Source organism: Streptomonospora sediminis, assembly GCF_054778995.1.
Genome location: NZ_BAAGYZ010000142.1, coordinates 1 through 14,477, shown reverse-complemented (window position 1 = coordinate 14,477; position 14,477 = coordinate 1). Strand labels below are relative to the sequence as shown.

General features: G+C 71.9%; 10 protein-coding genes. All 10 read right to left on the bottom strand.

Annotated features, from left to right (window positions below):
• Positions 1-1,067, bottom strand: a 1,067-nt coding sequence (ftsZ, locus tag ACYVD5_RS26570; protein WP_461003893.1) for a cell division protein FtsZ, incomplete at its 3' end; no start/stop codon positions are given.
• A gap of 450 nt (positions 1,068-1,517) precedes the next feature.
• Entirely contained in the window at positions 1,518-2,267 is a 750-nt protein-coding gene (locus ACYVD5_RS26565) for a cell division protein FtsQ/DivIB (protein WP_461003892.1), read from the bottom strand.
• Positions 2,268-2,308: 41 nt separating this feature from the next.
• A complete protein-coding gene (murC, locus tag ACYVD5_RS26560; RefSeq protein WP_461003891.1) occupies positions 2,309-3,760 on the bottom strand; it encodes a UDP-N-acetylmuramate--L-alanine ligase in 1,452 nt (483 codons plus the stop codon).
• Entirely contained in the window at positions 3,757-4,938 is a 1,182-nt protein-coding gene (murG, locus tag ACYVD5_RS26555; RefSeq protein ID WP_461003890.1) for an undecaprenyldiphospho-muramoylpentapeptide beta-N-acetylglucosaminyltransferase, read from the bottom strand. Before murG ends, murC begins: the two co-directional genes overlap by 4 nt.
• Positions 4,935-6,293, bottom strand: a complete 1,359-nt coding sequence (gene ftsW, locus ACYVD5_RS26550) for a putative lipid II flippase FtsW (protein WP_461003889.1) — start codon at positions 6,291-6,293, stop codon at positions 4,935-4,937. The genes murG and ftsW overlap by 4 nt, the downstream gene beginning before the upstream one ends.
• Before the next feature lie 325 nt (positions 6,294-6,618).
• A complete protein-coding gene (gene murD / locus ACYVD5_RS26545; protein WP_461003888.1) occupies positions 6,619-8,094 on the bottom strand; it encodes a UDP-N-acetylmuramoyl-L-alanine--D-glutamate ligase in 1,476 nt (491 codons plus the stop codon).
• The gene (gene mraY, locus ACYVD5_RS26540) at positions 8,079-9,134 is read right to left on the bottom strand and encodes a phospho-N-acetylmuramoyl-pentapeptide-transferase (RefSeq protein ID WP_461003887.1); all 1,056 of its coding nucleotides are present in this window, start codon (positions 9,132-9,134) and stop codon (positions 8,079-8,081) included. Before mraY ends, murD begins: the two co-directional genes overlap by 16 nt.
• Complete coding sequence (locus ACYVD5_RS26535) at positions 9,131-10,585, bottom strand: UDP-N-acetylmuramoyl-tripeptide--D-alanyl-D-alanine ligase (protein ID WP_461003886.1); 1,455 nt, start codon at positions 10,583-10,585, stop codon at positions 9,131-9,133. Before ACYVD5_RS26535 ends, mraY begins: the two co-directional genes overlap by 4 nt.
• Before the next feature lie 366 nt (positions 10,586-10,951).
• Entirely contained in the window at positions 10,952-12,544 is a 1,593-nt protein-coding gene (locus ACYVD5_RS26530) for a UDP-N-acetylmuramoyl-L-alanyl-D-glutamate--2,6-diaminopimelate ligase (protein ID WP_461003894.1), read from the bottom strand.
• Positions 12,545-12,667: 123 nt separating this feature from the next.
• A partial coding sequence (locus tag ACYVD5_RS26525) for a peptidoglycan D,D-transpeptidase FtsI family protein (RefSeq protein ID WP_461003885.1) occupies positions 12,668-14,477 on the bottom strand: 1,810 nt, incomplete at its 5' end.

The window sequence follows — 14,477 nt, the reverse complement described above, 5'->3', positions numbered from 1 at the left end:
GGTTCCTCGGCCACCGGGCGCACGGCCGGCCGCGGCTCGGCCGCAGGTGCGGGCGCCGGAGCCGGCGGCTGGGGTTCGGGCGCCGGTGCGGTGGCCCGCTGCGGGCCCGGGGACTCGCTGCGCGGTTCGTCGAAGCCGGCCGCTATAACGGTGACCCGCACTTCGTCGCCCAGCGCATCGTCGATGACCGCGCCGAAGATGATGTTGGCCTCGGGCGCCGCGGAGTTGGCGACCAGCTGGGCGGCCTCGTTGATCTCGAACAGGCCGAGATCGGAGCCGCCCTGGATGGACAGCAGCACCCCGTGGGCGCCGTCGATACTGGCCTCCAGCAGCGGTGAGGAGATCGCCATCTCGGCGGCCGCCACCGCCCGATCGTCGCCGCGGGCCGAACCGATACCCATTAGCGCTGATCCCGCGCCCTGCATCACCGACTTGACATCGGCGAAGTCCAGGTTGATCAGCCCGGGTGTGGTGATCAGGTCCGTAATGCCCTGCACACCGGAGAGCAGGACCTGGTCGGCCGCCTTGAACGCGTCGAGCACGCTGACCTGGCGGTCGGAGATCGACAGCAGCCGGTCATTGGGAATCACGATGAGCGTGTCGACTTCGTCGCGCAGCATGGCGATACCGGACTCGGCTTGTGTGGCGCGGCGCTTGCCCTCGAAACCGAAGGGCCGGGTGACCACGCCGATGGTCAGGGCTCCGAGTGAGCGCGCGATGTCGGCGACCACCGGCGCGCCGCCGGTTCCGGTGCCGCCGCCCTCGCCCGCGGTAACGAAGACCATGTCGGCGCCCTTGAGGACCTCCTCGATCTCCTCGCGGTGGTCCTCGGCGGCCTTGCGCCCGACATCGGGATTGGCGCCCGCGCCGAGCCCGCGGGTGAGTTCGCGGCCGACGTCGAGCTTGACGTCGGCATCGCTCATAAGCAGCGCCTGAGCGTCGGTATTGATGGCGATGAACTCGACGCCCTTGAGTCCCTCTTCGATCATCCGGTTGACGGCGTTGACGCCGCCGCCGCCGATTCCGACGACCTTGATGACCGCGAGGTAATTCTGCGGTGCTGCCACGACGAGGGGCCTTTCCGCTCGCATCGGCCAATCGCGCCGTTCCGCCCGTGCGGAACCTGCCGTCCTGCGGCGGCGAACGGACCGATTGGCTGTCCGGTTCTACAGTCTTTCCTCTGGGCCCCCTCAGATCGGCGCGGGGCCGATCGGGTTCCCATACAGGGCTTCGGGCTCGCAGCCGGGCGGTCTCCCTACTGTGGGTGCTCCCGCCACATGCGCCCTTAAAGTCTCAGGTCCATACTTATGTCAACCAACGGTATTGCTTCCCGACAGTAAGCCGCTGCCTGCCTGCGGGCAACTAACCACGAGTTCAGCCTAACGGCGTGTCGCACGGTGCGGCGATGTCCCCTCCGGCGCGTCGCGTCTGGAATGTCGGCCTGTGCCGGGAGCGTACGCGCAGCCCGGAGCCGTCCGGATACGCGCGGATCCCCGCACCGCGGGGTTTTCGGCGGCCTATTCGACAACGGCCATGTCCGGCGCGCTGACGTCGTAGTGCCGCTCGGGCCCGGGCGGATGCTCGTTGAACAGAATCGTGAGGATCTCGCTCTTGCGCTTGCTGCACTCGGTGCCGCCCCAATCGACCGTGGCTCCGCTCTGCAGTTCCAACTCCATGGCCGAGCGCTTCGCAGCGTCGATGCTGACGATGCGCCCGCCGACAGCGGCCGGAACCCGCTCGACGACCTTGGCCGCCGCCGCGATGGCGGGGTTGCCCTCGGGCTCGCCGGAGACGGTGATCAACGGGTGGTTCCGCGGCCGCTTGTCGGTATCGGAGATGCGCACCCCCGCCCCGTCGACCAGCCGGAACCCGTCGCCGGCGCGCATGGCCAGCACCGGGGTGCGCTCTTGGACCTCGACCCGCAGTGCGGCCGGCCAGCCCCGCGACACCTGCGCGGACTCCACCAGCCGCAACTCTTCGGCCCGCTGCGCGGCGGCATCGGTATCGACCCGCGCCAGCGGTGTCCCGGTCGCGACACCAACGGCGCCGGCCACCCGTTCGGAGTCCAGCCGGTGGGTGCCCGAAACCTCGATATCGCGCACCACCAGCAGCCGCGAACCCAGCACCACCCAGGTGGCCACGGTCAGCACCGCCACGATGAGCAGCACCACGAAGGCCGCCTTCCAGGGGTCCGAACGGCGCCGGCCGGCCGCGCGCTCCGCGGATGTGCCGCCGCGTGCGGCAGTGTCCTCGGTGGTCGCGCTCACCGTGCTCTCGCCGCCCTTCGCACTGCGCGAATGCCCCGCGCCTAGTCGCCGACCCGTTCGGCCTGGTCCAGCGCCGACAGCGCCTCGACGATCCGCGGGCCGAGCTCGGTGACGTCGCCCGCACCCATGGTGATGACGATGTCGCCGGGTTCGGCCGCAGCCGCGGCCCGCGCCACCGCCTCGGCGCGGTCGGGCTCGTGGCCGACCCTGCCGTGGGTGATGCCGCGGGTGATCAGTTCGGCGTCGACCCCGGGCTCGGGATCCTCCCGCGCGGCGTAAATCGACAGCACCACGACCTCGTCGGCCGCGGACAGTGCCGCGGCGAACTCGTCGGCGAAGATCCGGGTGCGACTGTACAGGTGGGGTTGGAACACCGCCACGACCCGGCCCGGCGATGCGCCCGGACCACCGCCGCTGGTGTCCAGCGCCGCGCGGGCCGCGGCAAGGTCGGCCGCGATCTCGGTGGGATGGTGGGCGTAGCTGTCGTAAACCGCGACACCGCCGGCTTCGCCCTTCAGCTCGAAGCGGCGGGCCGCGCCGGTGAACGCCGCCAGCCCGGCGACGGCCACCTCGGGATCGTGGCCGAGCACGTCGGCAACCGCGACGGCGGCGGCGGCGTTGAGCACGTTGTGCCGGCCGGGCACCGCCAGCTGGGCGGCCACCGGCTCGGCGCCCGGGGCGGTGAGGGTGAAACCGGTGCTGAAACCGTCGGCCGCGATATCGGCGACCCGGTAGTCGGAGTCGGCCGCCTCGCCGTAGGTGACAACGCGTTTGCGCAGGCCGCGGGCCAGCTCGGCGACGCGCCGGGCACCGGGGTCGTCGATCCCGACGACCAGGGTGTCGGCGACCCGCTCGGCAAAGGCCGCGAAGTTGGCGTGGATCTCCTCCAAGCCGCCGTAGTTGTCGAGGTGGTCGGCCTCGACGTTGGTGACAACGGCGATCTCGGGCGAAAGCATCAGGAACGAGCCGTCGCTTTCGTCGGCCTCGGCGACGATGACACCGCCCGCGCCGGCGTCGGCACCCTGTCCGGTGGTGACCAGCGCACCGCCGATCACGTAACCGGGTTCGGCTCCGGCGTGCTGCAGGACGACGGTGAGCATGGAGGTGGTGGTGGTCTTGCCGTGGGTGCCGGCCACGGCGACCCCGCGGCGCCCCAGCAGCAGCGCGCCCAGCGCGGCGGCGCGCGGGATCACCCGCAGGCCGCGCGCCCGCGCCTCGGCGAGTTCGGGGTTGTCCTCGCGCACGGCGGAGGAGACCACGACCGTATCGGCGGTGCCCACGTTGGCGGCATCGTGTCCGACGCTGATGGTGGCGCCCATGGCGGCGAGTTCGTGCAGCAGGCGGCCGTCCTTGGCGTCGCTGCCGGTGACCTCGGCACCCAACTGCAGCAGCACCCGGGCGATACCCGACATGCCGACGCCGCCGATGCCGATGAAGTGGACCCGGCCGAGTTTGTCAACAGGCACCGGGTCGGTGGCTGGGACCAGGCTCACCGGGCGTCCTTTCCGTCGTCAACGAAGGCGTCGCCGTCGTCGGGTTCGTCGCCGCCGTCGAGCGCAGGGTCGATGGCGGGCTCGGACGCGCCGCGTTCGCCGCGCGCGATGGCCACGACCTCGCGGGCGAGCTCCATGTCGGCGTCGCGCCGCCCCATCCGCGATGCGGCCTCCGACATCGCGACCACGCGGTCGGTGTCGGTCAACAGCGGGATGAGCTGCTCGGCGATCCACTGCGAGGTGAGATCGTTGTTCTCGACGAGCAGTCCGCCGCCTGCCTCGACGATGGGTTCGGCGTTGAGGCGCTGCTCGCCGTTGCCGATGGGCAGCGGGACGAACGCGCCGGGAAGCCCCACCGCGGTCAGTTCGGCGCAGGTCAGCGCGCCGGAGCGGCACATGGCAACATCGGCGGCGGCGTAGGCGAGGTCCATGCGGTCGATGTAGGGCACGACCACGTAGGGGACGCCGTTGCGGGTGCGGTCCTCGGGTTCGTCGGCGTTCTTGGGGCCGACGACGTGCAGCACCTGCACACCGGCCCGGGTGAACTGGTCGGCGGCGGCGAACGCGGCCTCGTTGACGGCTTGGGCGCCCTGGGAACCGCCGAAGATCAGCAGGGTGGGCAGTTCGGGACGCAGCCCGAAGTGCGCACGGGCCTTGTCGCCCATTGCCAGCCGGTCCAGCGACGAGATCTGTTCGCGCAGCGGGATGCCGAGGTAGCGGCCATGGCGGATGTCGCAGTGCGGGTGGCCGGTGTAAACGTGCGGGCTCAGCCGCGCGCCGAGCCGGTTGGCCAGGCCCGGAAGCGGGTTGGCCTCGTGGATGACCATGGGGATGCGGCGCCGGCGCGCCGCCAGGTAGCCGGGGGTGGCGACGTAGCCGCCGAAGCCCACCAGGATGTCGGCCTCGATGCCGGCGAGGTGGTTGCTTGCGGCGCCGATGGCGCTGGCCAGCTTGCCGGGGACCGAAAGCAGCTGCGGGGTAAGCCGGCGCGGCAAGGGAACCGCCGGAATGGTGCCCAACTCATAGCCCCGCATGGGGACGAGGCGGGTTTCGAGTCCTCGTTCGGTGCCCAGACACAGGATCCGGGTCTGCGGGTCGATACGCATGAGCGCATCGGCCAGGGAGAGCGCGGGCTCGATATGCCCGGCCGTGCCGCCTCCGGCGAGGGCTACCCTCATCGTCGCCGATTCCTCCTCGCTTGCGCCTGCTGCGGGCGCGATCGGTTGTCCGCCTGGGCCGCGGCCGGACGCTTGGGAGCGGCGCCGGATGCCGCGGAGTCCAGGCCCAGCCAGCTTAGAGCCCTTTGCACGCGGCTCGGACCGCGTGCGGCCAGCACCCTGCGCGCGTCCGGCTCGGACTTGGCGAGTGCGAGCAGGATACCCAGCGCGATCATCGTGGGGATCAGCGAGGAACCGCCCGCCGAGACCAGCGGCAGCGGGATCCCCGTAATGGGCAGGACACCGATGACGGTACCGATGTTGACCATCGCCTGGATGATGATCCAGCAGGTGATCGCGACCGCGGCCAGCCGAGTGAAGGGGTCGCTGACGCGTGATGCCACGCGCAGCCCAGCGTAGCCCAGAACCCCGAACAGACCCACGACGGAGAGGGTGCCGATCAGGCCGAGCTCCTCGCCGATGATGGCGAAGATGAAGTCGCTTTCGGGGTGGGGCAGGAACCCCCACTTCTCGCGGCTGCCGCCGATACCGACACCGACCACGCCGCCGGTACCCAGCGCGTAGAGGCCGTGCAGCAGCTGGAACCCGGAGTCGGTGGGGTCGGCCTGGGGGTTGAGGAACGAGGTGATCCGCGCCAGGCGGAACGGTTCGACGGCGATCATGATCGAGGCCAGGGCGGCCACCATCCCGATCATCCCCAGGAACAGCTTGCCGGGGGCGCCCACCACCCACAGCAGCGCCAGGAAGATGGCCAGCAGCACGAACGATGTGCCCAGGTCGGTGCCGATCAGCACGAGCACGACGAGGGTGCCGCAGCCGGGCAGCAGCGGGATCAGCAGGTGGCGCCACTCCGCCAGCTGCTTGAGGTCCTCGCGGCGGGCGAGCACGTTGGCGCCCCACAGCGCGAAGGCGAGTTTGGCCGGTTCGGAGGCCTGGATGGTCAGCCCGCCGATCTCCAGCCAGCGCATCGCGCCGCTGCCGTAGGCGTCGCCGCGGATGACGGTGAGCACCAGCAGCACCACCGAGACGAGCATCGCCGGGTAGCCCACGACCCGGAACGTGTGCACGGGCAGGTGCGAGGCCAGAACAAGCAGCGGCAGGCCGGCCGCCGCCGCGAGCGCCTGTTTCTGGAACAGCGAGAACGCCGATCCGGTCTCGGTGTAGGAGTCGACCATGGACGAGGACAGCACCATGGTCAGGCCCAGCGTGGTGAGTAGCGCGGTGGTGCCCGCCAGCAGGTAGTAGGAGGTCAGCGGCCGGTTGAGGGCTCGGGGCAACTCGCGCAGCCAGGACCGTGCGCCGACGCGCGGCTCCCGGGCCGCCCGATCGGCCGCGACCGATGTCGAAACCGCCATTCACGACCTCCGCCCGCCGCAGTTCTCCCAGCGTCGACCAAGTGTGATGGCTCGGCGCCGCGAAGCGTCGGACATATTGCGCGTGTTGGCGTACTCGGGCGCACATGTGTCCGCTCAGCGGCTTCGGGAGCGCTCCCAAAGGCCAGGTAGTACGCCTGCGGGACTCTGGAGGCCGCTCCCCCGTGCCGCCGCAGCGCCGTGTGCCGCCATGTGCAGCGTGTGCCCGGCATGTGCCGGATGCGCCGGCGCGGCTGCGGCCGCGCCGGCGCATCCGGGAGTTGCCGGACTCGCGCAATGGACCCGGTCCCGCCCGGACCGGCCGGGATCAGCCGCGGGCGGCCACGGCGGCGGCGAAGCGGCGGCCCCGCTCGTTGTAGTCGGTGAACATGTCCATCGACGCCGCGGCCGGCGCCAGCAGGACCGTGTCGCCGGTGCGGGCCAGGCGGGCCGCCGCCGCGACGACCTCGGACATGGCCTCCTCGCCGGTTTCGGCGACCTCCACCACCGCTGCTTCGGGCGCGTGCCGCTGCAGCGCGGCGCGCAGCCGGTCGCGGTCGCGGCCCAGCAGCACCGCCGCGCGCAGCCGCGGCGCCGCCCCGCGCACCAGGTCGTCGACCTCGGCGCCCTTGAGCAGCCCGCCGGCCACCCACACCACCGATTCGAACGCCGACAGCGCGGCGGCGGCCGCGTGCGGGTTGGTGGCCTTGGAGTCGTCGACGTAGTCCACACCGGCGACCGAGCCCAGGCGGGTCATGCGGTGCGGTTCGGGCGCGAAGGCCTTCAGCCCGGCACGCACCGACTCGGCCGCCGCACCCGCCGCGCGCGCCAGCGCCGCCGCGGCCAGCGCATTGGCGACGTTGTGCGGAGCCGCGGGCACCACGTCGGCCAGCGTGGCCAGTTCCGCGGCGCCGCCGTGCGGGTCGTCCACAAAAGCGCGGTCGACGAGCAGGTCCTCGACCATGCCGAGCTGTCCCGCCCGCGGCGTGGCCAGGGTGAAGCCGTGCAGCGGCGCGGCGGGGTCGCCCGCGGTCTCGGCCAGGTGCACCGACCAGGGGTCGTCGGCGTTGACCACCCGCAGGGTTCCCGGCGCGTAGATGCGGCCCTTGGCGCGGGCGTAGGCCTCCAGGCCGCCGTGCCAGTCGAGGTGGTCGTCGGCCACGTTGAGGACCGCGGCGGCGTGCGGTGCGAGCGTGGCCGACCAGTGCAGCTGGAAGCTGGACAGCTCCACCGCCAGCAACTCGGGGGCGGCACCGGAGTCGGACGGCAGCGCCGCCTCGACGATCGGGGTGCCGACGTTGCCCACGGCCACGGCGTCGCGGCCGTCGGCGCGCAGCATCGCCTCCAGCATCCGCACCGTGGTGGTCTTGCCGTTGGTGCCGGTGATGGCCAGCCACCGCTGCCCCTCCGGGCGCAGCCGCCAGGCGAGCTCGACGTCGCCGATGACCTCGGTCCCGGCCGCGGCCGCGGCCATCAGCAGCGGGGAATCGGGGCGCCAACCCGGCGAGGTGACCACCAGATCGGCCGCCTCGGGCAGGGCGGGCTCGCCCAGCAGCACCCGGGCGCCCTCGGCGCGCAGGGTCTCGGCGAGCTCGCAGGTGGCGGAGTCCTCGCGGGCGTCGACGACGCTCACTTGGGCGCCGTGGGCCAGCAGTACCCGGGCTACCGGGGGCCCGGAGACCCCCAGCCCGGACACGCACACCGCGCGGCCCGCAAGAGCAGCGGCAAAGGCGGGATCGGCCGGGGAGCCAGTGGGGAGGGGGGTGCGGGAAGGCCCGCCGACGGGGGTCAACGCGGCATCCATTCCAGATAGAACAGGCCGATGCCCACACCCACCAGCAGCCCTTGGATGATCCAGAAGCGGATGACGATCGTGGTCTCGGCCCAGCCGACGAGTTCGAAGTGGTGCTGCAGTGGCGCCATTCGGAATATGCGTTTTCCGGTCAGCCGGAAGGACCCGATCTGCACCATCACCGACATGGTGACGAGCACGAACAACCCGCCGATGACCAGCAGCAGCAGTTGGGTGCGGGTGGTGATGGCCAGGCCCACGATCAGCCCGCCCAGCGCCAGCGATCCCGTGTCGCCCATGAAGATCTTGGCGGGCGGGGCGTTGTACCACAGGAAGCCGATACACCCGCCCAGACAGGCCGCGGCCACCACCGCCAGGTCCAGCGGGTCGCGCACCGGGTAGCAGCTCGGGGCGAGGTAGGCCACGCAGCTCTGGCGCAGCTGCCAGTTGCCGATGAGCACGTAGGCGACCAGGGACAGGATCATGGCGCCGGTGGCGAGGCCGTCCAGGCCGTCGGTGAGGTTGACGGCGTTGGAGAAGCCCACGATCAGGAACAGCGCCCAGGCCACGAAGACGACCAGCAGCAGCGGGGGCCCGAAGTCGCGCAGGAACGAAAGCTGCGGCGAGGCCGGGGTGTAGCCGTACCCATTGGGGAACTGGGTGACCCCGACGGCGAACCCGACGCCCACGATGGTCTGGCCCAGCATCTTCGCGCTGCTGCGCAGCCCGAGGCTGCGGCGCTTGTAGATCTTGATGAAGTCGTCGAGGAAGCCGACGGCGCCCATGCCCACGAACAGGAACATCACCAGCAGCCCGGAAACCGTGGGCCGGGTCATCAGCACCAAGTGCGAACCGAAGTAGCCGATGATGGCACCGATGATGATCACGATGCCGCCCATGGTGGGCGTGCCCTGCTTGGTCTTGTGGCCTTCGGGCCCGTCGTCGCGGACCTCCTGGCCGAACTTGAACCGGAACAGCACCCGGATCACCAGGGGCATGGTCAGCAGTGCGACGAGCAGGGACAGGCCCGCCGCGACGAGAATGCCGGTCACTTGGCGTCCTCCCCGGACAGGTCCTGCACCGACTCGGCGGACTCTGCGCCGGGCGCCAGTAGCTCGGCGACCCTCTCCAGCCCTGCCACTCGCGATCCCTTCACCATGACGACGTCAGTGGGCCGCAGCCGTGCGCGTACCGCCGCGGCGGCCTCGTCGGCATCGCGGACCCGCACCACCTCCGGACTCCATTCGGATTCGGCGGCGGCGCCCTCGGCCATGGGCGCGGCCTCGTCGCCGACGACCACGAGGGTGCTGGCGCCGCTGCGGGCGGCCAGGGCTCCGGCGCGGCGGTGCTCGTCGCCGGAGAGGTCGCCGAGTTCGGCCATCACCCCCAGCACGGCGTGCGTGCGCCGCTCGCCCTGCTCGCCGAAGGCCTCCAGGGTCTGCAGCGCGGCGGCCACGGACTCCGGGTTGGCGTTGTAGGCGTCGTTGACGACGGTGGCGCCGTCCGCGGTCTCAGTGATCTCCATCCGCCACCGGCTCACCGGACCCGCACCGGACAGCGCGTCGGCGATCCCGGCCGGCTCCATGCCCATCTCAGCGGCCACTGCGGCCACCGCCAGCGCGTTGTGCACCTGGTGGGCGCCGACCAGCGCCAGGCGGACCGGGGCGGAGTCCCCGCCGATGCGCAGGGTGAACCCGGCGCGTCCGGCGGCGTCCAGCTGCACGTCCTCGGCGCGCACGTGCGCGTGCGGCGCCAGCCCGAAGGAGACGACGCGGGCGGCGGTGCGCTCGGCCATCGCGGCCACCGCGCTGTCGTCGGCGTTGAGCACGGCGACACCGCCCTCGCCGGCCGCGGGCAGTGCCTCGACCATCTCGCCCTTGGCCTGGGCAATGGCTTCGCGGCTGCCGAACTCGCCCAGATGGGCGCTGCCGACGTTGAGCACGATGCCGATGCGCGGCGGGGCGATCTCGCACAGGTGGGCGATGTGGCCGCGCCCGCGGGCGGCGGCCTCAAGCACGATGAACCGGGTGTCGGCCTCGGCCTGCAGCACCGTCAGCGGATGGCCGATCTCGTTGTTGAACGAGCCGGAGGGCGCGATCGTGGGGCCGAGACCGCTGAGGACCTGGGCCAGCAGGTCCTTGGTCGTGGTCTTGCCCGAGGAGCCGGTGACCCCGACGATGTCGGCGCCGGTCAACTCGCCGGCCACGGCCCGGGCCAGGCGGCTCAGGGCCGCAACCACCCCCTCGTCGCCTCCGTCGGTGAGCAATTGCGGCGCCGCGACCGGCCGGGATCCCAGGACCGCCGCGGCGCCCGCGGCGACAGCGGACCGGGCGTAGTCGTGCCCGTCGACCCGTTCGCCGCTCAATGCGACGAAGAGCGAGCCCGGTTCGGAACGCCGGGAGTCGATGACGACGGGTCCGAATACGACGTCCGTAGGACGCGCCGGTCCGCTTATTCGGGATTGGGTGATCTCAGCGATCCGATCGAGCGTCAGCGCGATCAAATCCACTCCTCATGTCTGGCCCGGCCCATTGCGCCAAAGGCGCCTCAACCAAGGCGACGGCGCGGTGACAGGGGATGGCGCGATCCGTCGACCCCGAGGCGGCGACGATACGCCGCGGGCCGGGCTGCGATTGCCGGACCTACCTTAGAACATTTGATTGCCCGCGTTGTGCGCAGACCGGAATAGCCCGCCCCCGCCCTAAGCCCGCGGCAGCCCGGGGCCGGAGCGGGAGACCGCGCAGCCCGTGGCCGGGCGTGGCGCGGCTGCGCCTGCCCCGCCGGTTGCAGCGGGGCGGGCGCGCAGGCGCTGACCTGCCTGTGCCCGCGTGTGGTTGCGTTGTCCGTGCGTGGTGGGCGCCCTCCTGACTCAGTGGGCGGTGCGCCGCCGCAGCGCGGCGAGCAGCACTTCGCGGTCGTCAAAGGCCAGAATTTCTCCGGCGATGTACTGGCCGGTTTCGTGGCCTTTCCCCGCCACCACGACCGCATCGCCGGGCCTCGCGCGTGCGACGGCCAACTCGATGGCCGCGGCGCGGTCGGGTTCGACCGTGACACGGGCGCGCTGGTCGCGGGGCACCTTGGTGACTCCGTCGAGCATCGCGGCGGCGATCGCGACCGGGTCCTCGGTGCGCGGGTTGTCGTCGGTGATGATGAGGGCGTCGGCGAGGCGGGCCGCGGCCTCGCCCATCAGCGGCCGTTTGGCGCGGTCGCGGTCGCCGCCGCAGCCCACGACCATGGTCAGCGAGCCCTGGGTGACGCCGCGCAGCGCGGTCAGCACCGCTTCGACCGCACCGGGCTTGTGCGAGTAGTCGACGACGGCGGTGAAGTCCTGGCCGGCGTCGACCCGCTCCATGCGCCCGGGAACGCCTGGTGCGGCGGCCACCCCCTCGATGGCGGTGTCCAGGGGAATGCCGGCCTCGACCAGGCCCACGATCGCGGCCAGGGCGTTGGCGACGTTGAAAGCGCCCGGCAGCGCCACCGACGCCTCGGCCTGCATGCCGCCGGGTCCGGCGATGCGGAACGTGCTGCCGCCGGCGCCGAGGTGCAGGTCGAGAGCGCGCCAGTCGGCTTCGGGATCGCCTTCGGCGGAGTAGGTGGTCACCGGGACCTCGCCGCGGCCGCGGACCTGGTCGATGAGTACGCGGCCGAACCGGTCGTCGCTGTTGACCACCGCGATGCGGCAGTACTCGGGGGTGAACAGCCGCGCCTTGGCGTCGAAGTAGTCGCGCAGGTCGCTGTGGAAGTCCAGGTGGTCCTGGGAGAGGTTGGTGAACACGGCCACGTCGTATTCGGTGCCGCCGACCCTGCCCAGGGCCAGCGCGTGGCTGGAGACCTCCATCGCCGCGGCGGCGACACCCTGTTCGCGCATGCCGGCGAAAAGTCCGTGCAGGTCGGTGGCCTCGGGTGTGGTCAGCGACGAGGCGACGCGGTTGCCGCCCACCCGCATCTCGACGGTGCCGATCAGGCCGGTGGCCATGCCGGCGGCGCGCATTCCGGATTCGGCCAGGTAGGTGACCGTGGTCTTGCCGCTGGTTCCGGTGGTGCCGATCAGCAGCAGGTCGTCGGCGGGGCGCCCGTAGACCCAGGCGGCAACGCGGCCGAGTTCGGCGCGGGGGTCGGCGGTGGTGACCACCGGCAACCTGGTGGCGGCGGCGCGGTCGTAGCCGGCGGGGTCGGTGAACACGGCGGCCGCGCCGGCGTCGGCGGCTTGGGCGGCGAAGTCGGCGCCGTGGGCGCGGTTGCCGGGCAGCGCGGCGTAGAGGTCGCCGGGGCGCACGGCCCGCGAGTCGTGGGTGATGCCGCTGATCGCGGTGGCGGCGGGGTCGGTGTGGTCGCCCGCAGCCGGCGCGGCGCCACCCGGCTCGGCCGCGTCCGCGGGGTCGACGTAGGTGACAAACGCCTCAGACCCCAGCATTCGGGCGAGTTCGGACAGCGGGCGGGGCTGGGTGTGATCAGGTCGCATTACCGGTGGCACGCCGAGAGGTTATCGGCTGTGGGGGCCGACCGGTAAATCCGCGCTGCAGGCGCGCCTGCCGGACCCGCCCGCAGCGGAGTCCGGAGCGTGCACGCGGGCCGCAAGCGGGCGCTACCCATCGCCGAACAACCGGATGTTGGGCGGCTCGGTCCCTGTGGGCGGGACCTTCTGCGACTTCAGCGCAAAGGACATGATGTCGGTGAACACCGGCGCGGCGGCCTGGCCGCCGTAGTACTCCTCCTTGGGGTTGTGCAGCACCACCTGGACGATCAGCTCGGGGTCGTCGGCGGGCGCGAAGCCGACGAACATCCCGGTGTGCCCGCCGCCCTCGTAGGTGCCGGTGTCGGGGTTGACCCGGTTGGCGGTACCGGTCTTGCCGGCAACGCGGTAGTTGGGGATCTGCGCGGCCTGAGCGGTGCCGTGCTCGCCGGTGACGGCTTCGAGCATCCGGGAGAGCTCGGCGGCGGTCTCGGTGGAGATGACGCGCTCGCGCGGGGCCTTCTCAGCGGGGGTGAACCCGCCGTCTTCGCTGGAGGTCCCGGCCACGATGGTGGGCTCCACGCGCACCCCGCCGTTGGCGATGGTGGCATAGACGCTGGCCATCTGCGCCGCGTTGACCGACAGCCCTTGCCCGAAGGAGACCGAGGCGAGCTGGGTGCCCCACCAGTCGTCGGGGTCGGTGAGGATGCCGGCGTTCTCGCCGGGCAGGTCGAGCCCGGTGGGCTCACCGAACCCGAACTTGCTCAGGTAGCTGTAGAGCTTCTCGGCGCCGAGCTGCTTGCCGACCTTGATGGTGCCGACGTTGCTGGACTGGGCCAGGATGCCGTTCAGGGTGAGCTGCTGGGTCTTGTGGAAGTGGTCGTCGGAGAAGGTCCGGTCGTGGACCTGCATCGAGTAGGGGACGGTGTAGACGCTCTCGGGCGTGGTGGCGTCCTCTTCCAGTGCCCCGGCCATGGTGATGACCTTGTTGGTGCTGCCGGGTTCAAAGGCCTCGGCAACGGCGCCGTTGAGCCGGTCCTCGGCGGGGTACTCGCCGTAATCGGACTGGTCGTAGCTGGGGTAGTCGGCCATCGCCAGGATCTCGCCGTTGGGGCGCATCACGATCGCGCTGCCGCCGTCGGCGTCGAGCTCCTCGGCGCGCGAGGCCAGCGCCTGGCTCGCGTGCCACTGGATGTCGCGGTCGAGGGTCAGCCGGACGTCCTTGCCGGGCGCGGGTTCCTGGGCCAGGCCCCCGGCCATGGGGATCCGGACTCCCGACGCGCCCATCTCGACCTGCTGCTTGCCGGGTTTGCCGGCCAGCGTGTCGTCCATGATGCCTTCAAGGCCCTCAAGGCCGTGGTCGTCGGACCCGGTGAACCCCACGAGGTCGGCGGCGCCGGTTTCGTCGGGGTAGACGCGGTTGTAATCGGTCAGTGCGGCGACACCGGTCAGCCCGAGCTCCTCGAATTCCTTCCATTTCGCCGGCGCGACCTCCTGGGCGACCTCCTCGTAGCGGCTGGGTTCGGCACCGACCTTGGCGGCGACGTCGTCGCGGTCCAGACCGAAGTGCTCGGTGAGCTTGGCGATGACCTCCTCGCGTTCCTCGTCGCGGATGGCCACCGGGTCGACGTAGACGGTGCGGGCCTCGACCGACATGGCGAAGGGGGTGCCGGAGGCGTCGGTGATGGTGCCGCGGGTGGTGGGGACCTCGATGGTGGTCATGCGCATGTTCTCGGCCCGCGCAGCGTAGTGCGGGGCGTCGATCGCCTGGATCTGCACCAGGCGGCCCGCGAAGAACAGCAGCACCACGCCCATGATGATCCCGGCGAGGTGGATGCGCCGCCGCGGGTTGCCGCGTTTGAGGGGCGGACGCGCGGCGGGCCGCGGCGGGCCGCCGCCGGGAGGGCGGCGCCCGGAGGACCCGCCCGGGCGCGGGCGGCGG

Bases quoted from the DNA above. Each gene is read 5' to 3' on its own strand.
- murG (WP_461003890.1), bottom strand. From the start codon at position 4,938: ATGAGGGTAGCCCTCGCCGGAGGCGGCACGGCCGGGCATATCGAGCCC.
- ftsW (WP_461003889.1), bottom strand. From the start codon at position 6,293: ATGGCGGTTTCGACATCGGTCGCGGCCGATCGGGCGGCCCGGGAGCCG.
- murD (WP_461003888.1), bottom strand. From the start codon at position 8,094: ATGGATGCCGCGTTGACCCCCGTCGGCGGGCCTTCCCGCACCCCCCTC.
- ACYVD5_RS26530 (WP_461003894.1), bottom strand. From the start codon at position 12,544: ATGCGACCTGATCACACCCAGCCCCGCCCGCTGTCCGAACTCGCCCGA.